Annotated in this window: 20 protein-coding genes and 1 tRNA gene; 9 read left to right on the top strand and 12 right to left on the bottom strand. The window is 30.5% G+C overall.

What is annotated here, in order from left to right; all coding sequences use genetic code 11:
• Window positions 1-15 precede the first annotated feature (15 nt).
• From BLS00_RS00810 to rpmE, 7 genes are all read right to left on the bottom strand, one after another.
• Window positions 16-927 carry a glycosyltransferase family 4 protein gene (locus BLS00_RS00810; protein ID WP_091401943.1) on the bottom strand — a complete coding sequence of 304 codons (912 nt, stop codon included), beginning with the start codon at window positions 925-927 and terminating at the stop codon, window positions 16-18.
• 16 nt (window positions 928-943) lie between these two features.
• Entirely contained in the window at window positions 944-2,782 is a 1,839-nt protein-coding gene (locus BLS00_RS00805) for a polysaccharide biosynthesis protein (protein ID WP_091401940.1), read from the bottom strand.
• The gene (locus BLS00_RS00800; RefSeq protein ID WP_091401938.1) at window positions 2,766-4,016 is read right to left on the bottom strand and encodes a DegT/DnrJ/EryC1/StrS family aminotransferase; all 1,251 of its coding nucleotides are present in this window, start codon (window positions 4,014-4,016) and stop codon (window positions 2,766-2,768) included. Before BLS00_RS00800 ends, BLS00_RS00805 begins: the two co-directional genes overlap by 17 nt.
• Window positions 4,017-4,026: 10 nt before the next feature.
• Window positions 4,027-4,845: a hypothetical protein gene (locus BLS00_RS00795; RefSeq protein WP_091401935.1), complete on the bottom strand. Its 819-nt coding sequence runs from the start codon at window positions 4,843-4,845 to the stop codon at window positions 4,027-4,029.
• Window positions 4,846-4,865: 20 nt separating this feature from the next.
• A complete protein-coding gene (hisS, locus tag BLS00_RS00790; RefSeq protein ID WP_091401933.1) occupies window positions 4,866-6,128 on the bottom strand; it encodes a histidine--tRNA ligase in 1,263 nt (420 codons plus the stop codon).
• 98 nt (window positions 6,129-6,226) lie between these two features.
• The gene (locus BLS00_RS00785; RefSeq protein WP_205742404.1) at window positions 6,227-6,595 is read right to left on the bottom strand and encodes a S1 RNA-binding domain-containing protein; all 369 of its coding nucleotides are present in this window, start codon (window positions 6,593-6,595) and stop codon (window positions 6,227-6,229) included.
• 206 nt (window positions 6,596-6,801) lie between these two features.
• The gene (gene rpmE, locus BLS00_RS00780) at window positions 6,802-7,014 is read right to left on the bottom strand and encodes a 50S ribosomal protein L31 (RefSeq protein WP_091401931.1); all 213 of its coding nucleotides are present in this window, start codon (window positions 7,012-7,014) and stop codon (window positions 6,802-6,804) included.
• A gap of 934 nt (window positions 7,015-7,948) precedes the next feature.
• Here rpmE and BLS00_RS00775 point away from each other — a divergent pair.
• From BLS00_RS00775 to BLS00_RS00750, 6 genes are read left to right on the top strand one after another with little or no spacing between them, the layout of a single operon-like run.
• Complete coding sequence (locus tag BLS00_RS00775; protein ID WP_091401929.1) at window positions 7,949-8,875, top strand: ABC transporter permease; 927 nt, start codon at window positions 7,949-7,951, stop codon at window positions 8,873-8,875.
• A 2-nt stretch (window positions 8,876-8,877) separates the two neighbouring features.
• Complete coding sequence (locus BLS00_RS00770) at window positions 8,878-9,783, top strand: ABC transporter permease (RefSeq protein ID WP_091401927.1); 906 nt, start codon at window positions 8,878-8,880, stop codon at window positions 9,781-9,783.
• 13 nt (window positions 9,784-9,796) lie between these two features.
• A complete protein-coding gene (locus BLS00_RS00765; RefSeq protein ID WP_091401925.1) occupies window positions 9,797-10,759 on the top strand; it encodes an ABC transporter ATP-binding protein in 963 nt (320 codons plus the stop codon).
• Complete coding sequence (locus BLS00_RS00760; protein WP_176759805.1) at window positions 10,744-11,721, top strand: ABC transporter ATP-binding protein; 978 nt, start codon at window positions 10,744-10,746, stop codon at window positions 11,719-11,721. Before BLS00_RS00765 ends, BLS00_RS00760 begins: the two co-directional genes overlap by 16 nt.
• 16 nt (window positions 11,722-11,737) lie before the next feature.
• Window positions 11,738-13,264, top strand: a complete 1,527-nt coding sequence (locus tag BLS00_RS00755) for an ABC transporter substrate-binding protein (protein ID WP_091401922.1) — start codon at window positions 11,738-11,740, stop codon at window positions 13,262-13,264.
• 49 nt (window positions 13,265-13,313) lie between these two features.
• Window positions 13,314-14,495 carry a M20 family metallopeptidase gene (locus BLS00_RS00750; RefSeq protein WP_091401920.1) on the top strand — a complete coding sequence of 394 codons (1,182 nt, stop codon included), beginning with the start codon at window positions 13,314-13,316 and terminating at the stop codon, window positions 14,493-14,495.
• Window positions 14,496-14,511: 16 nt separating this feature from the next.
• Here the strand turns inward: BLS00_RS00750 and BLS00_RS00745 are convergent, their stop codons facing one another.
• Genes BLS00_RS00745 through BLS00_RS00735 form a run of 3 tightly spaced genes read right to left on the bottom strand, consistent with a single transcriptional unit; the run spans window position 14,512 to window position 17,001 of the window.
• A complete protein-coding gene (locus BLS00_RS00745; protein ID WP_091401917.1) occupies window positions 14,512-15,267 on the bottom strand; it encodes an N-acetyltransferase in 756 nt (251 codons plus the stop codon).
• 9 nt (window positions 15,268-15,276) lie between these two features.
• Entirely contained in the window at window positions 15,277-16,248 is a 972-nt protein-coding gene (gene murB / locus BLS00_RS00740; protein ID WP_176759804.1) for a UDP-N-acetylmuramate dehydrogenase, read from the bottom strand.
• Window positions 16,249-16,293: 45 nt separating this feature from the next.
• The gene (locus tag BLS00_RS00735; protein WP_091401915.1) at window positions 16,294-17,001 is read right to left on the bottom strand and encodes a hypothetical protein; all 708 of its coding nucleotides are present in this window, start codon (window positions 16,999-17,001) and stop codon (window positions 16,294-16,296) included.
• Between the two features lie 115 nt (window positions 17,002-17,116).
• Between BLS00_RS00735 and upp the strand changes: the two genes are divergently transcribed.
• Entirely contained in the window at window positions 17,117-17,746 is a 630-nt protein-coding gene (gene upp, locus BLS00_RS00730; protein WP_091401913.1) for a uracil phosphoribosyltransferase, read from the top strand.
• Window positions 17,747-17,788: 42 nt separating this feature from the next.
• The gene (gene murJ, locus BLS00_RS00725) at window positions 17,789-19,273 is read left to right on the top strand and encodes a murein biosynthesis integral membrane protein MurJ (protein ID WP_167848936.1); all 1,485 of its coding nucleotides are present in this window, start codon (window positions 17,789-17,791) and stop codon (window positions 19,271-19,273) included.
• An 8-nt stretch (window positions 19,274-19,281) separates the two neighbouring features.
• Here murJ and BLS00_RS10545 read toward each other — a convergent pair whose 3' ends face one another.
• Window positions 19,282-19,452, bottom strand: a complete 171-nt coding sequence (locus tag BLS00_RS10545; protein ID WP_167848898.1) for a hypothetical protein — start codon at window positions 19,450-19,452, stop codon at window positions 19,282-19,284.
• A 111-nt stretch (window positions 19,453-19,563) separates the two neighbouring features.
• Between BLS00_RS10545 and BLS00_RS00720 the strand changes: the two genes are divergently transcribed.
• Window positions 19,564-19,641: transfer RNA gene (locus tag BLS00_RS00720), tRNA-Ile, on the top strand.
• A 150-nt stretch (window positions 19,642-19,791) separates the two neighbouring features.
• On the opposite strand, the gene rpmB is transcribed toward BLS00_RS00720, so the two are convergent.
• Complete coding sequence (gene rpmB / locus BLS00_RS00715) at window positions 19,792-19,983, bottom strand: 50S ribosomal protein L28 (RefSeq protein WP_091401909.1); 192 nt, start codon at window positions 19,981-19,983, stop codon at window positions 19,792-19,794.
• Window positions 19,984-20,026 lie beyond the last annotated feature (43 nt).

Here is a 20,026-nt window from a genome sequence, read left to right as displayed (position 1 = left end):
TAAAAACACCTCTTTTCAAGTTTTCTTATATAATTTAAATAGGTACCCGATTAAAATAAATGCTATCAATGAAATTATAACACCAAAATATTTAAAATTCCATGTGATAACTGAGAATAATCCAAAAACAATGTTTATTAAATACATCAAAGTTAAAATTCTTTTATCATTTTTAAAGAAAACCCTTGCTTTATCGTATATGTGGTCTTTATCCCCCTCAAACACTTTACCCGAGTTTAGAATTCTTCTTATAAATGCCCATACTAAATCTGTTAAGAAAAAACCCAGTATAACGAGCGATACGAAAAAACCTCCATATCCAAAATTATTTGTCATCAGTAATATATAATAATACAATATGAAACCAATTAGGTAAGAACCACCATCTCCCAAAAAAATTTTTGCTGGGGGATAATTATAAAAATAAAAGCCTAAAATTGCTAATATTATTATTATAATTGATTGAAATCCAAGAAAATAATAAAAAATCATCAAACTTATCATAGCTAATCCCGATGACAATCCATCCATTCCATCTATCATATTGAAAGAATTTATCATACTAACCCCTACAAAAGCCAAAAATAAAGTCAAAATTATGTTTGAATAATCAAGAATATAATATGCAGTGAAAAAGGATATTATAAATTCAGAAATAAATCTGAATAAAGCCGATATCCCTTTTATATCATCAATCACACCTAATAAAGTTATTATCGATGAAAAAAGCAAAAAATAAAACCCATGATCTACAAATAAAGAAAATGATAGTAATATAGCCACTCCACCTAAATAAGGAGTAGCTTTTTCATGCTGCTTTAATATTTTATCTGGTTTATCTACTATATTGAATTTTTTAGCTACTTTCATCATCAAAAAAGTTAAAACTATTGAAAGTGAAAATACCAATATGTATTTTATTTCCATAATTGCCTACCTCTATTTATAAAATTACTTTTGCTTCTGGAATGTGTTTTTTGATTATTGCTTTTAATAGCTCTAAATTGTTAAATTCAGTTCCTTGATATAAAAGCTCTAATAAAGTTTCAAGTGATTTATTATCAAGTATTTTTTTGTTTTTTAATATGATAATTCTATCATTTGGAGTTTTAAGCTTTTCCTCTTTTTCATGCATCAATTCTTCGTAAAGCTTTTCTCCTTTTCTTATTCCTGTAAACTCTATCTTTATATCTTGATCTGGAATCAAACCAGATAATCTGATTAATTCTTTCGCTAAATCAACTATTTTTACCGGTTCACCCATATCTAAAACAAAAATTTCTCCTTTATTTGAATATTTACCACATTGAAGAACTAAAGAAACAGCTTCTGGTATTGTCATAAAATATCTTTTCATTTCAGGATGAGTAACTGTAACAGGGCCACCATTTCTAATTTGCTCTTTGAATATTGGCACAACACTTCCTCGACTTCCAAGAACATTACCAAATCTAACCATCCCATATTTTGTATTATATGAACTTGAAATAGTTTGAACTATTATTTCACCTAACCTTTTTGAAGATCCCATAATAGAAGTTGGATTTATAGCCTTATCTGTAGAAATATATATAAATCTCTCTACATTATTTTCTCCTGACGCCTTAGCAACATTGTAGGTACCTAATGAGTTAACTCTAAAAGCTTCAGTCGGATTTTCCTCCATTAATGGGACGTGTTTATGAGCAGCAGTGTGAAAAACTACATCAATTTTCAGAGTTTTAAAAATATAATCTATTCTTTTTTTATTTGTTACATCACAAATAATATTAACAGTTTCGATGTCAGGGTAATTCATTTTTAGATCTTTGCTGATTTTAAAGATGCTATTTTCTCCTCTTCCAAGAAGATATATTTTTTTAGGCTTTACAGAAGCGACTTGCCTGCAAATTTCTGAACCTATGCTTCCACCGGCCCCTGTAACCATTATATTCTTATTAAAAATATATTCTCTAATTTCTTCTGTATTTACTTCAACCTCTTTTCTACCTAATAAATCAGAGATATTAACTTTTCTTAAAGCACCTAAAGATAATTTATTGTTTATTATTTCTATAATTGGCGGTAATGTTTTTACTTTCAAATTTAAATTTTTTAATTTTTCCATAATACTTTTCATTTGTTCAGAACTTGCAGAAGGTAGGGCTATAATAATCTCGTCTACATTATATTTATCAGAATAATGCTTCACTTTGTCTATACTGCCTAAAACTTTTACACCCCTTATATTTCTGCCAATTTTAGATGAATCATCATCTAAAAAGCCTAAAACTTGTCCTTGATTAGGATTCCTTAAATATTCTCCCAAAAGTTCTGTTCCAGCATCTCCTGCGCCAATTATCAATATATTTTTTTTGTTGTTAATTTTTATGTTGCTGGTAGTGTTGGCTCTTGAAAACCATATAACCCTACTTAAAATTATCAAAAATGCTCCCATTAAGGAAGTTATCGCTGCAACACTAAAAGGCAATATGACAAAATCAAAAATATATCTCTGAATAAAAACAAATATAAAAATATTCATCATAAAACCGATAATTGACGAATAAAGTATAGGAGACAAATCTTTTAAAGTCGCAAACCTCCAAATTGACTTATAAATATTATTGAAATAAAAAATCACAACATTAATAACCGGGACTAATAAGGCTGGATAAACATACTTACTCATTTCTTCAAAGTCCGTTTGAAACCTTATTAGCAATGCCAATCCATAGGATATTAGAAATAAAAAACAGTCTATTAAAATTAAATAAGCAACTCTTTTATTTTTTTGATTCATTTTCTATTTCCCCCATGGTTTCAACGATCATTTTATAAACTGTATTTTGGTCTTTTTCATTTATTGAAGTGTAAAAAGGTATTGCTATTGTTAAGCAGGATATTAGCTCTGTAACTGGAAGATCGCCTAAACTATAGTCCCAATTTTTTTTATAAAAAGGTTGTAAATGAACGGGAGAAAAATAGTTTTTACATTGAACACCTTTTTCATTTAGCCTTTCTATTAAAGTATTCAATATTTTTTTTATTGAAGTTAATATACCATCCCATTCTTCAACATTTTCATTTTTTAAAGTATTTGGCAAATCAAAATTTTTTACCCATTGAGGTAATTTTATAATTTTAGATACCCAGTCTAAATCTAATCTTAAAACATAAACAAACCAGCTCATTCTTGTAGTAAAATAGTTTATTTTAGGAATAACAATGTTTTTATTTTCTTTAAAGAGTTTGTTATAATAATCTGCTTTTTTGCTTCTTTCATTTAATATCCATTCTATCCTTTCCATCTGAGCCACGCCCATTGCTGCAGACATTTCATCTAATCTATAATTATAACCCAGCCTTTCGTGTTCTAACCATTCTGAGTTCAAACTACGTCCTTGATTTGACATGGATTTAGTAAGTTCATAGACTTCTTCATTGTCGGTTACTATCATCCCACCCTCTCCGGTAGTTATTTGTTTATTAGGGTAAAATGCAAATGTTCCACCTACTCCATACTTCCCAATTTTTTTACCATTATATTCTGAGCCTATCGCTTCACATGAATCTTCTATAATTTTTATTTTGGTGTTTTTTAGTGTTTTTTCAACAAAATCCCAATCTATTGGTTGCCCAAAAATATCTACGCCTACAAATGCTTTTACTTTCTGTATATCTTTATTTTTTATGTAGTTATCTAATTTTTTTATATCAATATTATAATCAAAGGGATCTATATCTATAAAAAGGGGCTTTCCCCCTTCAAAAACCGCAATGTTTGCTGAGGATATAAACGTAAAAGAAGATGTTATTAATTCATCACCTCTTTGAAATCCTATAGCTCTTAAAAGAAGATGTAAAGCAGACGTACCACTGTTTACTGCTATTGCATATTTAGAATCTATAAAAATTTTAAATGTTTTTTCAAATTTTTGAAGATAAGGTCCTAAAGCCAAATGCCTTGATTTAAGGACATTATTAACATATTCTATTTCTTTTTCTCCAATGTTTGGAGAGGATAACGGAATCATCTAATCCCCCCTATAAAAATGACTTTATCTTATCATACTCTTCTTGATCTATATAATTTTCTTCAAGCAACTTTTTTAAAACTTCTTCTGCTTTTTCTGCTTGCATATTTGTAACTTCATAAAATATAACTGAATACTTTTCTTCCTTATCCAAGTTTTTTATTTTATTAATTAAATTTTCAAAAGGACTTTCTTTTTTTATTTCTTCTTTTTTAGGCTTTTCTATATGTTTTTTGTATACCCCTGTCGCAGTTCCATCTTCAATATAGTGCATTGCAGTTTCTCTTAATAGCATGTATATAAGATACCATTCATACAGATTGAAGGTCAATATTCTTAAAAGCATGGAAAAATTCCCTTCTCTTAAGCTTATAAACCTATATTTAACAATATTATTGTTGATTTCTGACTCTTGTAAAATCCATTGATCTTTAATTATTTTATTTATCATAAAAGTATATGAAACCCACATTAAAATAAAACTTCCTATTAAAAGATAACTTTCCCATGGTTCCACTTGAAATTGCTCAATTTGATTAATGTCTAAAGCCAACACTTCCGATGTTAAAGTGTTTGCCATATAAAACAAAACAGTTAATGAAAATATATATAAATACAACCAAACAAAAGTTTTTTTGCCACTATCTTTTATTGGAAAATCAATTCCATTTGCTTTATATACTTCTTTCATCTTTTCAATATGTGAATTCCTGTTTTTTGTTAATATATGATATATATAAAGCAGTATGGCTATACCAATAAATTGTAAATTTGGTATATAAAAAAGCATTAATGCAATAAAAACTAAAAAAGGTCTTATTAAAATCATTTATAACAACTCCATTAATTTTATCTATTGTTTAATTTTTCTATAATCAAATCGACAAACCAGCTTCTTTCTACTTGTGTTTGTTCTCCACTTTCCATATCTCTGAACGTAACTATATCTTTTTCAATTTCTTCGTTACCAAATATAACTGAAAATTTTGCGTTCACTTTATTTGCATGTTTTAGTTGGCCGCTCACATTTCTTTTTGAAATGTTTAAATATGTTTTTATTCCTCTATCTCTTAAAATATTGGCAATTTCTATAGCTGTTTTAGCAGATTTTTTACCAATATAAGCTATATAAACATCTACCTCTTCAGGATTGTTTATCTCTATTTTTTCTTCTTTTATTGCCAATATAACTCTCTCAATGCCAATACCAAAACCTATAGCTGGAGTATTTGGACCGCCTAATTCTTTGACAAGACCATCATATCTTCCTCCTCCAGCAATTACAGATTGAGCTCCAAGCTTATTGTGTTCAACTTCAAAAGCCGTCAAATTATAATAATCTAAACCTCTAACTATTGATGAATCAATTTCGTATTCAACTTCAAAAGAATCTAAAAAAGATTTTACATTTTCAAAATGCTCTTTATCCTCATCCGTTAATGAATCAAGAATAGAGGGAGCATCTTTAGAATACTCCTTATCAACTTTACAATCTAAAAGTCTCATTATATTCGTATTGTATCTCCTTTTACAGTCATCACACATATTATCTATTTTATCTGAATAATATTCTTTAAGGACTTCCCTATACTTATTTCTACTCTCTAAAGATCCTATAGAATTTATTTTTATAGAATATTCTCTAAGCCCAATTTTCTTAAAAAATTTATCAAGCATAGCAATAACTTCAGCATCAGCCACGGGAAAGTCTGTCCCAAATATTTCTGCTCCTGCTTGATGAAATTGTCTATATCTACCACTTTGTGGTTTTTCATAACGAAACATTGGCCCAATATAAAAAAGTTTATAAGGTTGCCCAAAATTTATCATAGAGTTTTCTACATAAGCTCTTACAGTTGGAGCAGTACCTTCGGGTCTTAAAGTTATTGACCTCTCGCCTTTATCTTTAAAAGTATACATTTCTTTTTGTACTACATCAGTATTTTCTCCAATACTTCTGTAGAATAATTCAGTATTTTCAAAAATCGGGGTTCTTATTTCATGATAACCATATTTTATTAAAATTTCTCTCAAATTTTTTTCTAAGAAATTCCAATATTTAATATCATCACCAAAAATATCCTGTGTGCCTTTGATTTTAGAATATTTCAAGCCCGAAACCTCCCTTGATTTTGTTTTTCCATCTATATTTTAACACAAAAAACCATACATATAATAATAAAAAGGGAGCCAATGGCTCCCCTGTAATTTTATCTTCTTTTATTTCCTCTTTTTTTATCCATATGTTTTCTGAATTCGGATATTTTTCTATCGCTATCTTTTAAGAATCGGCTCAATTTTTTTTCAAAATTTTCTGAATTTTCTCTTCCCGTGTCTTCATCAGTGTCTTTTAAAGATATTTCGTATTTCCCATCTTTTGTTTTTCCAATAACTTTACCTTTAACTTCTTGTCCTACTTCTAAAAAATCTGACACGTTCTTTACATACTTTTTGGATAGCTTTGAAATATGGACAAATCCCTCTTCTCCATTTTCAATTTCCAAAAAAGCGCCAAATTTTTTTATATCCTTTACTTTGGCATTAATTACTGTTCCTTGGGCAATACTTTCGCTCACAATAATACCCCGCCCTTCCAATTTTTTAGATTTTTCACGATAACCTTGCTAAGTCGTGATATCGTCGTTTGACGGCCCGGGTCCAGGCTATGGACTTCACCTCCGAAAATTTCTTTTAATTTGACAGATGGATTCCACTAGGGAGCAAGGCCCATCCGCCTACCTCTTTTATATTTTTTAAAAGGGAGCAAAGCTCCCTTTTATTAAAATTATTTTTTAAGATAATCTTTATATTTGTTCTTGAATTTTTGAATTCTACCTTCTGTATCTAAGTATCCTGATCCTTCTCCTTGGTAGAAAGGATGACATTCAGAACAAACATCTAATCTAAAATTGTCTGCTGTTGAATAAATCTTGTGTTCAGCTCCACATGCACATTTTACTGTTATTAATTTCATTTCAGGATGAATTCCTTTTTTCATCTTTACTCCACCTCTTATATCTATTTTATTTCTGAATTATTATAGCATATTACAAAATCTACTGTCAAGGCAAAAGATTATTTTAATAATTATTTTACCTCGAATTAAGTAGAAATTACTTTATTTTATATTTATTTATTTTACAAAAACAATTATAACATAAAAAACCCTACAAAATATATACATTATATTAAATGTTATTTTATAATTCGTATATTCACATTATTTGTTCTGACTCTAAAAAGATTCAAAATTCCAACACTACAGGATATAGACTGGAACTTTTTTTCAACAGTAGAAAGTTTTTCGCTTATGCAAAGTTGTTTTCTGATTGATACTTTTGCAATTCGTCTGTTATTCTTTTCTTTTCATAAACTGAAATTTCTATTGCATAAGCTGCTTTCATATCTGCATCACCAAGTCCATATATTTTACCTTCTACTCCTTTTGCAGAGTATTTATGGTAAAACCATTCTCTCTTTGTAGTAAAAATATCTAATCTGCCTTTTATTAATTTTAAACCCTTTCATTTTAATATTCACTTAGTATATAAAAAATTTTTACTTTTATCCAGAGGATATTCATCTTTATTCCATTTTTTGGAGGAGATTTTTATCCCGCTAATATTTAAATACATAAGAGTAAATACTTTCATCATCCCTAAACTGGACTATGTATTTTTATCAAATTTTTAGTTAATTCAACTACTTCATTTTTTTCTTCTTCAAATAATGGATATTTCATAACTAAAAACTCCTATATTATTAATTTTGTGTTTCTATTTTTAAATGGTATAATAATTTTAGTAATATTTTATTCATAAAAAAATAATCATTTTATATAATATATATTAATATTAACATAATAAATGTCTTATTAATATAGGTTTCTTCTGTATTAAAATAAATGTAGTTAACGTTCAAGGGGGATAAGTATGAAGAATAAATATTGGGTAATGAGAATTTTGAGAACCATAATTACAGCTTTTGGTGTAACTTTAATAGCATTTTTGATTTTACATCTTACGCCTGGAGACCCTGCAAGGATAATGCTAGGCCCCTATGCTTCTGAAGAAAATTTAGCTGCGGTAAGAGCAAAATATAAGTTAGATCAACCTTTATATACTCAATACATTAGCTGGATGGGTAATGTATTTAAGGGTGATTTTGGAACATCTATAAGATATAACAGAGATGTTGGTCAATTGATTGCAGAAAGAGCTGGTCCTACCTTGATTTTAACCGGGAGTGGCCTCTTAATAGCTGTAATTTTTGGTGTTCTTCTGGGAATTTTAGCAGCATTAAAGAGAAATTCATTCCTTGATTATTTTACTACTTTTCAAGCAATGTTTTGGATATCAATTCCATCTTTTTGGCTTGGTATTCTTTTATTATATATATTTGGGTTACAGCTTCGGTGGGTTCCAATCGCTGGATTAATGGGGTTTTCTTCACTAATTTTACCTGCTTTGTCAATAGGATTAAGGGAAGAAGCTTGGTTTGCTAGACCAATGAGATCTGAAATGTTAGAGGTCTTGAATCAAGATTATATAAAAGCTGCCAAAGCAAAAGGATTAAAATATTCCGTAGTTGTAATGAAACATGCCTTAAGAAATGCTCTTATACCAATAGTAACTATGCTTGCTTTGAGACTCCCTTGGATAATAGGCGGAGCAGTAGTAATAGAAGTAGTTTTTTCATGGGGAGGTTTAGGAAGTCTATTAGTCAACAGTGTTTTAGCCAGAGATTATCCTGTAGTTCAATCAATTTTATTACTGATTTCGATTACCGTCGTTTTAGCCAATTTATTAGCTGACATAATATACGCAGTAGTAGATCCAAGAATAAAAGGGGAGGGATGAATATGGCTAATAGCGAAAATTATAATGAAATTATTAATGATATAAGTAATTTAAAAAAACAAAAAAGCTCCCAACTTTCTTTAGTATGGGCTAGATTCAAGAAGAATAGATTAGCTCTGATAGGCTTTATTATTATCTTTATAATTATTTTTATAGCTATATTCGCTCCTCTTATAAGTCCCTATGATCCTTTAGATACCGATCCTATTAACAGATTACAAGCTCCTTCAAAAGAGCATTGGTTAGGAACTGATGAATTAGGCAGAGACGTATTATCAAGAACTTTTTATGGTTCAAGAATTGCTTTACAAATAGGTCTATTAATTGTCTTATTTGAAGGGGCAATTGGAATATTTTTGGGTGTTTTAGCAGGATTTTTTGGAGGATTGACCGATTGGATTATAATGAGATTAGTGGACATATTAAGATCATTCCCCGTTATTATTCTTGCCATGGCCATTGCAGGAATAATGGGGCAAGGCGTTTACAACGTTGTTATTGCCTTAGGAATCGTCGGATGGACAACATACGCAAGAATGATTAGAAGTAAAATTTTAACCATTAAGAATTCAGACTATATAGAAGCCGCTTATTCTATTGGAGAATCAACACCATCTATAATTTGGAGATATGTACTCCCAAATGCAATCCCAACTGCAATTATAATGATGGCTATAATGATGCCAACTGCATTGATAGCATCAGCCACTTTAAGCTTTTTAGGAGTAGGTGTACAACCTCCAACACCTGATTGGGGTTCTATGATATCTGCAGGAAGAGATTATTTAATAAGAGCTCCTTGGATATCTACAAGTGCAGGTTTGTTCATCATGGTAACCGTACTTGGGTTTAATTTTATAGGTGATGGTTTAAGAGATGCACTTGACCCAACAACTAAACGTAATTAAAGGAGTTATAGCCATGAATGATATTTTAAAAATAGACAATCTGAAATTGTCTTTTGATACAGAAGAGGGTAAAGTAGAAGCTTTAGACGAAGTTAACCTTTCAATAAAAGAAGGTGAATTTCACGGGTTAATAGGAGAAACAGGATGTGGAAAAAGTGTAACAGGCCAAACAATAATTGGTTTATTAGACAATAATGCAAAGATAGAAAAAGGGTCTATTTATTATAAAGGTAAAGATATTTTACATTTGAAAGAAAAAGAATTTCAAAGGAATATAAGAGGAAATGAAATAGCTATGATCTTTCAAGATCCTTCCTCTTCTTTAAATCCAGTATTCACAATTCAAAATCAAATTGAAGAAGTTTTAAAAATGTATAGAAAAGCTTCTAAAAAAGAATTTAAAGATATAGTCATTGAAGAACTTAAAAAAGTTAAATTACCTGATGCTGAAAATCTTTTATCAAAGTATCCCCATGAGCTTTCAGGAGGAATGAAACAAAGAGTTATGATCGCCATGATGTTGGCTTGCAGTCCTTCGCTTCTCATTGCTGACGAACCAACAACAGCATTAGATGTTTCTATACAATCTCAATTTTTAAAAGTAATAAAAGAATTAAAAGAAAAATTTAAAATGACAATTTTGTATATTACGCATAATTTAGCCGTTGTAAGTGAAATTTGCGATACGGTTTCTGTTATGTATGCAGGAAGAATTGTGGAAACAGCTTCTGTACACAATATATTTAAAAACCCACAGCACCCTTATACAAATAAATTGATACACAGTATACTTGGTGTTGAAACCACTTTGGAGGACCTTGAAGAAATTCCAGGATCAGTACCAAGGCTTATAAATCCCCCTAAAGGCTGTAGATTTCATCCAAGATGCGAAGAAGCTGTAGATATTTGTTCTAAAGAAAGACCTTATTTAAAAGAAATATCAGAAAATCATATTGTAGCATGTCACAGAAGGTGATTAATGTGGAAAATAATACTATTTTAAAAATTGAGAATCTCAAAAAATATTTTAAAAGTACCAAAGGGATAGTAAAAGCCGTTGATGGCATATCTTTAGAAATTGAGAAGGGCGATACTTTTGGATTAGTTGGAGAATCTGGTTGTGGAAAATCGACTTTTGTCAGAACTATTCTGAAATTAATTAATCAAACAGATGGGAAAATCTTCTTTAGAAATGAAGACATATCATCTTTTGATAAGAATACTTCAAGAAAACTAAGAAAGATTATGGGTATGGTCTTTCAAAATCCTCATTCTTCATTAAACCCAAGAATGACAGTATACGACACTATTTCTAGACCTTTGTTAATTCATAAAATTACTAAAAACAAACGAGATACGACTATAAAAATTGTCGAATTGTTGAAATCGATGGGGTTACAAGCAGAGCATATGATAAGATTCCCTCACGAATTGAGTGGTGGACAAAAACAGAGAATAGCTATAGCTCGTGCTTTAGCAGTTGAACCTGAAATAGTATTTTTGGATGAACCAACTTCTGCTTTAGATGTCTCTGTACAGACCAAAATATTAAAATTATTGGAACAAGCCAAAAAAGATAGAGATTTAACCTATTTCTATATTTCGCATGATATCAACTTGATAAGGGTAGTTTCGAACAAAATTGGGGTTATGTATTTAGGAAAAATGGTTGAAACTGGTCAAACTCAAAAAATATTTGAAAAACCTTTACATCCATATACACAAGGGTTATTTAAATCAGTTCCTGAGCCCGACCCTGACAAAAAGCTTCCTGAAGATATGTTGACTGGAGAGGTTCCATCTCCAATAAACCCACCGAACGGTTGTAACTTTCATCCGAGATGTCCATATGCAAAGTCTATCTGTAAAGAAAAGGAACCAGAATTAAAAAGTTATGAAGATGGTAGATTAATTGCCTGCCACCTTTATTTAAAATAAATTAAGGGGGTAAAACATGAGAAAATTATTTTTTGTATTTTTATTGTCTATTTTGTTGTTATCAACACTTGGTTTGGCAAGAGATACTGTATTAATCGCTATACAAGCAGAGCCATCCAAGCTTAATCCTATAACTTATCAGGATACAGAAGCCGATTTTGTACTCAGCCAAATCCATGACCCACTGGTAGAACTAACTGAGAGTGGAGATTATACATCTGAAGGTGCTGTAATAGAATCTTATTCTTTATCAGAAGATGGTAAAACATATTCTTTTAAGATTAAAAAAGGTATTAAATTCCATAATGGAGAAGAATTAAACGCCGAAGATGTTAAGTTCAGTTACGAGTCTTTTATGGATGAAACTTTAGGATCTCCCCATAGAGATTACTATTCTGATATTGATGAAGTAGTTGTTATAGATGATTACACTGTTGAAGTAAGACTTAAAAACAGAAACGTTACGTTTTTAACTTCAGCAAGATTAAGGAACAAGGTTCTTCCAAAAGATTATATTGAAGAAGTAGGATGGGAAGGTTATGAACAACATCCAATAGGCTCAGGACCTTATGAATTCGTTAGACATGACCCAGGACAGAGAATTGTCTTGAAAAGATTTGATGATTATTGGCAAGGACCAGCAAAAATTCCTAATTTGGAATTTAGATTCTTCCCGGAACTAACATCAGCTATAATGGCTTTACAAGCAAAACAAATTGATTTTATAGCAGAATTACCAGCAGAAGAATTTAAAGCTCTTCAAAACAACCCTTCTTTAGATTTAGGGTATGGAACCTATCAAAAATTTGAAGATCACAGAATTGTATTTAACAGAAGACCAGATTCAGTTTTTTCAGATGTAAAAGTTAGACAAGCTGTTGCTTATGCTATAAATAGAGAGGAAATAATAACTTTGACTATGGGGGATATGGCTGTTCCAGCTGTTGGAAGAATTCCTAACTTCCACGAAGCTTATTCACCTGATATACCAGCATATGAATATGACCCGGAAAAAGCAAGAGAATTGTTAAAAGAAGCTGGTTATCCAAACGGCTTTACCACAAAAATTTTTGCGCCCTCAAACTATAGAGAAAGAGTTTTAGAAGTACAACAAATTCAAAGGCAATTAGCAAACGTTGGAATTCAAGCAGAAGTGGTTGCTATAGAATGGGGAACTTATCTAGACGTAACAGCTGAAGGAGAAGCTCCTATGTTTAGAGAAAGATGGTCTGCTACATCACCTTCTCCATTTAGTTTTGTAGAAAGTTGGCACAGTGAATCTTCATGGAATTCAATTTTTGGGACATATCATAATGATGAAGTTGATAAATTAGTAGACCAAATCAAAGTAACTGTTGACCCTGAAAAAAGATGGGAATTGTACAGAGAAGTGCAAAGAATTGCGATGGAAGATGCTGTGTGTGTTCCTTTATACTGGCCAATTGCTGGAGAAGCTTATAACAATGAAATAAAAATACCAGAGTACCTTTGGAATGTATTCAAAAGACCTATTTACTATGTAAATGAATGGTCATTCAAATAATTATTTTTAAGGCAGCTTAATTGCTGCCTTTTTATAAAGGAGTTTTAGAATGAATATTAATGATATTAAAAAATATATATCTAAAATAATAGATGAAAATAAAGAAGATATTTTTAGTGTTTCAAAATATCTTAAAGACAATCCAGAAATAGGTTTCAAAGAAGAAAAAGCATATGATTTTCTCACACAAAAATTAAGTAGTTTAGGTTTTGAAATCGACAACCCAACAGAGAAACTTCCAACTTCTTTTCTTGGGAAGAAGTCTGGTTTATCCCATTACAAAAAAATAGCAATTTTATTTGAATACGACGCACTACCAACAATAGGACATGGTTGTGGACATAATATGATCTCAGCTATTAGTTACGGTGCTTCTCTCGCATTATCCAAAATTGATGATTTAAAAGGGGATATTTATGTTGTTGGGTGTCCGGGTGAAGAAAATGGGGGAGGAAAAGTTATTTTAACCAATGAAGGAATTTTTGACAATTTTGATGTTGCCATGATGATTCATCCTTCAACAGAAAATAAAGTTTATTCAACCTCCTTGGCATTAGATGCAATTAAGTTTTCTTACAAAGGTCAAACAACTCATGCTTCAGCATCTCCAGAAAAAGGAGTTAACGCTTTAGATGCTGTTATTCATCTATTTAACGGAATAAATTATTTAAGACAATACTTAAAAGATGGAACAAGGATTCACGGGATAATCTCAAATGGTGGCGAAGCTCCAAATGTAATTCCAGACTATGCAGAAGCTAAATTCTACTTCAGAGCAAAAACGAGAGAATATTTAGACGATGTAGTGAAAAAAGGTATAAACATAGCTGAAGGAGCTTCTAAAATGACTGGAGCGGAATTATCTTGGGATTATTATGAACTTTCAAACGATGATTTAAGACCTTCAAAAAAATTATCAGAAACTTTCAGAAAAAATTACATGGAACTCGGTATAAAAAATATAGAACCAGATTCAGAAGGGGGAGGGTCTACAGACGTTGGAAATGTAAGTCATAGGATTCCAGCAGTTCATCCGTATATTTCTATAGCTCCCAAGCACTCCATATCAGGTCATACTGTTGAATTTAGGGATGCAACTTTATCTAAAAAGGGTAAAGAAGCTACTTTACAAGCTGCTAAAGCGATTGCTTTTACAACAATAGATTTATTGTATGAACCAAATTTGCTTAAAAATATTAAAGAAGATTTTGAAAAAAATAAAGAAGTTTAGTTTTTGCTAAACTTCTTTATTTTTTATAATATGTTTGATTTTTAAGCAACTGTTCTTCGGGAACTTCTCCAAAATATTTTGCTGGTGAACCTAAATATATTTTTTTTGGTTCGGTGTTTTTTGTTACTACAGACCCAGCAGCAATGAGGGTATCTTTTTCTATTACTACTCCTGGAAGTATTGTAGCATTTGCACCAATCCTTGCTCCTTTTTTAATAACAGGTCCTTTGAAATGATTTTTCCTATCTTCGGTCCTCCCTAAAAAGTTATCGTTGGTAAAAGTAACTTGAGGGGCTATAAAACAATAATCCCCAATTTCTGATAGGGCTGTTATATATGCCTCTGTCTCAATTTTTACATACTTTCCTATTTTTGTTTTGTTTTCAACAGTTACACCTTTTCCTATTATAGTTTTTATACCAATATCTACATTTTCTCTAATACTTGCTAAATCCGCAATGAAAGCTTCATCAGATATTTTTGCTCCCCTATATACAACAGATAATACTCCTATTGTAACAGCATTTCCAATTACAAGAGGAGGTAACTCAATTTTTTCAGTTACAGCAGAATTAGAGGCTTTAAAAGGTTCTTTCCCAAGAACTGTGTTATCTGCTATAACACAATTATTTCCTATAACAGTTCCTTTTTTAATTACCACATTATTACCTATTGTAACATTATCTCCAATTTGAACGTCAGATTCTATTACAACATTCTCTCCAGCTTTTAAGTTTTCCCCAATCTTTGATTTATCTGATATATAGCTCATTTAATCCTCCTAGTCCCATATTTCAGGTTCAACTGTTAATTCTGTATCATATTTTTCTTTTACTATTTTCCTAACTTCGTTAATAACTCCTAAAACTTCCTTAAAAGTAGCATTACCTTTGTTAACTATAAATCCAGCATGTTTTTTTGAAATCATTGCATCTCCAAGACTAAAACCTTTCAAACCTAATTTATCTATAGTTGTGCCAACATAAAAATCTTGTCGAGGCCTTTTGAATATACTGCCAGCTGAAGGCAAATCTAAAGGTTGTTTTGACCATCTTTTTTGAGATAGTTCTTCTATTTTATTAAAAATTTCATTTATATCTTTTTTTTCAAGTTTAAAAATTACTGATAATACTATCAGTTCTTTTTCTTGCAGAATGCTATGTCTGTAAGAAAAATTTAAAGCTTCATTGGATAAAATTTCCACACTGTCATTGTAAACATCGTACACTTCAACACTTTTAACGATATCTTTCATCTCACCTTCGTAAGCTCCAGCATTCATGAATACAGCCCCACCAACAGTACCAGGAATTCCTGAAGCAAATTCCAAGCCAGATAATCCATCTTCTGAGCACCAATTTGCCACTCTTGAAAGATTTACTCCTGTTTCAGCGTATACATCTTCGTCTTTGAATCCAATATTAATTAACTTTGAGTTTTCCATTAACAAATATTTCGTTATATCTTCATTTCTCAAAGAAAGGTTGGAAAGATATTTTGTTGATATAACTACAAAATCCAAAGCTTCATCTTTAACTAATATATTTGCTCCCCCACCAATTACTCTATAATCTATTCCATTTTTTCTAATAGTTCTTAAAGTATATACAAAACTTTTCTTAGTTCTGGGGAAAAACATATATGGAGTGGGACCCCCTATTCTAAAGTTGGTGTGATTTTTAAGTGGCTCATCTTTACGAATATCACACCCATTGCAATATAAATTTTCTAACAAGTTTTCATCAATTATCATAAAAAAACTCCTTTAACTATTTTTAATTATATAATAACATAAATATCATAGCGAATCCCATATAATTAATCCAGCAAAAAAAGCTATAAAACCAAATAAGATTTCTTTACCATAACTTTTTTGGGTTCTATCTATCAAAATATTTTTTTCTTTTTCAACACTACCCTTTTCATTGTATATTTTGACGTATGCCTTATAAATTCCATCATCTATATTTTTAAAATCAAAATACAACTGGTTATCTCCGGGAAATATTTCTTTTTCAAAAGACTCGTTGCCTACATCAAGCCTTAATTTTGCATAAGTGTTCGAATTAATAACTAATTTCATTTTATCTCTGTCCCAATCACCGTTTGGAGATACTTCATCTCGAAACTCTATGTATGTTATATTAGGTTTCAACTGAATATTTTTTACCAATGAAATTGCATTATCACCTCTTTTTGCTTGGTAAAAAAATGAATTGTTGTTATATGTTATCTTGATCTTTCCGGGCCTTACAACAATCGTTTGTTTATCTGATCTTAATACTAATTTTTGATCGTTGATTTTTATAGTGACTGGATAAAAATTTGACTTAATACTTAAAAACGCCCATTCTTCTGAAGAATACTGGTAATTGATATTAGCTTTTATTCCAGAATCAATCTTGTCACCAAAAACGAAATAGAATTTAAATTCGGTAGTAACCTCTCCAAAAGTTAACACGACAAACGTAAGGATCACAAATAACATTGATATTTTTTTGCTCATTTTTCTCACCTCATAAATATTATAACTCAAAATATTTTATAATAAAATAATGTAAATTCATGGCAATGGATGTTTATTTATGATAAAATAATAAAGAAATGGAGGTGTCTTTTGAATGGAAAAAGTTCATGTGGTTGATCATCCGCTTATTAAACATAAAATATCTATTATGAGGAACGAGGATACTGGTCCAAAGGAGTTCAGAGAACTCCTTACAGAAATAACCTCATTATTAACTTATGAGGCAACAAGGAAACTCCCAACTTACAAAACAGAAGTAAAAACGCCAATTCAACTTACAGAAGGTGAAATGGTTGACGATAAAAAAGTAACTATTGTTCCTATTTTAAGAGCAGGATTAGGTATGTTGGATGGAATATTATCGTTAGTTCCAAATGCAAGTGTTGGCTTTTTGGGTATTTTCAGAGATCCGGATAGTTTGAATGCAGTTGAGTATTACGTCAAGTTTCCCGAGTTTACTGAAAACCATCATGTTTATATAGTAGACCCTATGTTAGCTACTGGGCATTCAATGAATTACGCAATTGAAGTTGTTGAAAAACATGGGGCAAAAAACATAACCGTCATGAGTTTGATTTCAGCACCGGAAGGGATAAAAGTAGTCAACGAAGCTCACCCTGAAATAGATATTTATACGGCATCTTTAGATGAAAAGCTAAATGATAAAGCATATATAATACCTGGGTTAGGTGATGCAGGAGATAGATTATACAGGACAAAATAAGAGGGTGCTTTTCTGCATCCTCATTTTTAAAGGATGATGTTAATGTCTTTACTTTTTAAGCATTCTTTTTTATTTGCGCTAGCAACTTTAATTAGTAGGGTGCTTGGACTTTTTAGAGATGCAACTTTTGCCCATTATTTTGGAAGAAGTTCAGAATATGATGCATATTTAATAGCAATTCTTTTGCCATTCTTTTTAAGAAGAATTTTTGCCGAAGGTGCTTTGTCGTCTTCTTTCATACCACTTTTTTCAAGAAAAAAGCCTGAAGAAGCTCAAAATTTTTTAAGTACCACCTTTTGGTTAACTTTAATTGTTACAATTTTGTTATATATTCCAGTTTTTTTGTTTTCTGATGGATTTGCTTTTTTATTAGGATCAGGGTTAGGCGAAGAAACTCTTTCCTTAACAGGAAGTTTAATGAAGATTACATATCCTTTCATAATATTTATCTCCCTATGGGCAATTATTTCAGGAGTTTTAAATACTAAAGATATATATTTTGTACCTGCTTTGGCACCGGCTTTGACCAATATATTAACTATCATCTTCATTTTTTTATCTTTTTTATTTTTACCAAGAATTTTAGGACCTACTATAGGGTTCACTCTTGGAGGTATAGCTCAATTTATATTTGTTTTTATTTTTCTAAAGAAAACTGGATTTAAAGTTCAATTTTATTTTAACATAAAACATGTGAAACAAATTATGGGTTTATTTGGACCAGCTTTATTAGGTGTTGCGGTCTCAACTTTTAATACTTTAATAGACACCAATATAGCAACATGGACAGGAACAGGAGGAGTATCTACAATTCAGTACGCCTTGAGGCTGTACCAATTACCTTTAGGAATTTTTGCAGTAAGTGTTGCAAATGCTTTATTACCAAAATTATCTAAAGCAATTGAAAAAAATGATAAAAATGAGTATAATAATTTTTTAAAAGAAAGCATACATCTAACTCTATTTTTTTCACTTCCTTCTATGGCTGGTTTGATCTTTTTAAATAATCAATTAATTTCTTTAATTTACCAACATGGAAGCTTTACTTCACAAGATACAATAATAACTGCAAGTACAATGGCTTTTTACTCATTTGGGTTACCTTTTTATTCTTTACATGGCATCTTTGTAAGAACTTTTCATTCAGATCTAAATACAAAATTTCCAACAATTGTTTCGATTGTTATGCTTGCAATTAATGCCATTTTAGATGTTTTATTAGTTAGACTTTATGGCATAGAAGGAATAGCAATGGCAACAGCAATCTCGGGATTTGTAGGGATGGTCATGTCGGGACACTTAGCCTTTAAATCACTGGGACCAAATGACATATTGGAAATAATGAAAGTTATGGCGTCGACAATAGCAATGGTCTTTTATATTCTATTGATGAGGAATTTAACAGAAGGAAGAATATACACAATATTCTTAGTTTTGAGTAGTATATTAATTTACTTTTTGTTCGCTTATATTACAAAAATAAAATATATAGATAAAGCATTAAGAGTTATAAAAATAAGGAAGTGATCACTTCCTTATTTTTTCAATTCTTCTATGATTTTTTCTTCTAATATTTTTCTTTCTATTCTTTCCTTTGACTGTAATGTTTTTAATACTGCTTTGATAACAAAAAATCTTGGATAAATTTTCATTAATTTTTGAACCGGGTCATCTCTGTCCACTCTATCTTTCATTTGGATATTCAAAATTAACACCCCACTTTTTTTCAAATTTATAAACATTTTATTATATTTTTATTTTGTATAAAAAAGTAGTTGACAATAATGATGTGCCGTGTTATAATTATTTACGGATTTGGGCTCGTAGCTCAGTTTGGTCAGAGCCCTCGGCTCATAACCGAGTGGTCGGTGGTTCGAGTCCACCCGAGCCCACCATAAAATACCAGGATTTTCCTGGTATTTTTTATTTTCAAATATAATTGTATAACCATTTATTATATTTGTCAAATATATTTATCATTTATTAACATTAAGATATTTTATAACATAAAAAAAATCGACTCTGAAAAATCAGAGTCGATAATTTTATGCTCTTTTAACTTTTCCTGCTTTCAAGCAAGAAGTACACACCTTGATTCTTTTAACTGATCCATCTTTCATAACAGCTTTTACCTTGTGTACATTTGGTTTCCACCATCTTCTTGTTGCCTTTTTAGAATGGGCAACATTATTACCAGCAACAGGCTCTTTCCCACATATAGCACATCTTTTAGCCATATCAGTTCCTCCTCCCATTTTTATAAAAAATAATATTATATTT

The organism is Geotoga petraea (genome assembly GCF_900102615.1).
GTDB lineage: Bacteria > Thermotogota > Thermotogae > Petrotogales > Petrotogaceae > Geotoga > Geotoga petraea.
This window is presented reverse-complemented; position numbering and strand designations above follow the sequence as displayed.

What these genes read in the sequence shown, in the direction of transcription:
- BLS00_RS00810 (WP_091401943.1), bottom strand. Translation starts at nt 927, where the DNA reads ATGGAAATAAAATACATATTGGTATTTTCACTTTCAATAGTTTTAACT.
- BLS00_RS00805 (WP_091401940.1), bottom strand. Translation starts at nt 2,782, where the DNA reads ATGAATCAAAAAAATAAAAGAGTTGCTTATTTAATTTTAATAGACTGT.
- BLS00_RS00800 (WP_091401938.1), bottom strand. Translation starts at nt 4,016, where the DNA reads ATGATTCCGTTATCCTCTCCAAACATTGGAGAAAAAGAAATAGAATAT.
- BLS00_RS00795 (WP_091401935.1), bottom strand. Translation starts at nt 4,845, where the DNA reads ATGATTTTAATAAGACCTTTTTTAGTTTTTATTGCATTAATGCTTTTT.
- rpmE (WP_091401931.1), bottom strand. Translation starts at nt 7,014, where the DNA reads ATGAAAAAAGGAATTCATCCTGAAATGAAATTAATAACAGTAAAATGT.
- BLS00_RS00775 (WP_091401929.1), top strand. Translation starts at nt 7,949, where the DNA reads ATGAAGAATAAATATTGGGTAATGAGAATTTTGAGAACCATAATTACA.
- BLS00_RS00770 (WP_091401927.1), top strand. Translation starts at nt 8,878, where the DNA reads ATGGCTAATAGCGAAAATTATAATGAAATTATTAATGATATAAGTAAT.
- BLS00_RS00765 (WP_091401925.1), top strand. Translation starts at nt 9,797, where the DNA reads ATGAATGATATTTTAAAAATAGACAATCTGAAATTGTCTTTTGATACA.
- BLS00_RS00760 (WP_176759805.1), top strand. Translation starts at nt 10,744, where the DNA reads ATGTCACAGAAGGTGATTAATGTGGAAAATAATACTATTTTAAAAATT.
- BLS00_RS00755 (WP_091401922.1), top strand. Translation starts at nt 11,738, where the DNA reads ATGAGAAAATTATTTTTTGTATTTTTATTGTCTATTTTGTTGTTATCA.
- BLS00_RS00750 (WP_091401920.1), top strand. Translation starts at nt 13,314, where the DNA reads ATGAATATTAATGATATTAAAAAATATATATCTAAAATAATAGATGAA.
- BLS00_RS00745 (WP_091401917.1), bottom strand. Translation starts at nt 15,267, where the DNA reads ATGAGCTATATATCAGATAAATCAAAGATTGGGGAAAACTTAAAAGCT.
- murB (WP_176759804.1), bottom strand. Translation starts at nt 16,248, where the DNA reads ATGATAATTGATGAAAACTTGTTAGAAAATTTATATTGCAATGGGTGT.
- BLS00_RS00735 (WP_091401915.1), bottom strand. Translation starts at nt 17,001, where the DNA reads ATGAGCAAAAAAATATCAATGTTATTTGTGATCCTTACGTTTGTCGTG.
- upp (WP_091401913.1), top strand. Translation starts at nt 17,117, where the DNA reads ATGGAAAAAGTTCATGTGGTTGATCATCCGCTTATTAAACATAAAATA.
- murJ (WP_167848936.1), top strand. Translation starts at nt 17,789, where the DNA reads ATGTCTTTACTTTTTAAGCATTCTTTTTTATTTGCGCTAGCAACTTTA.
- rpmB (WP_091401909.1), bottom strand. Translation starts at nt 19,983, where the DNA reads ATGGCTAAAAGATGTGCTATATGTGGGAAAGAGCCTGTTGCTGGTAAT.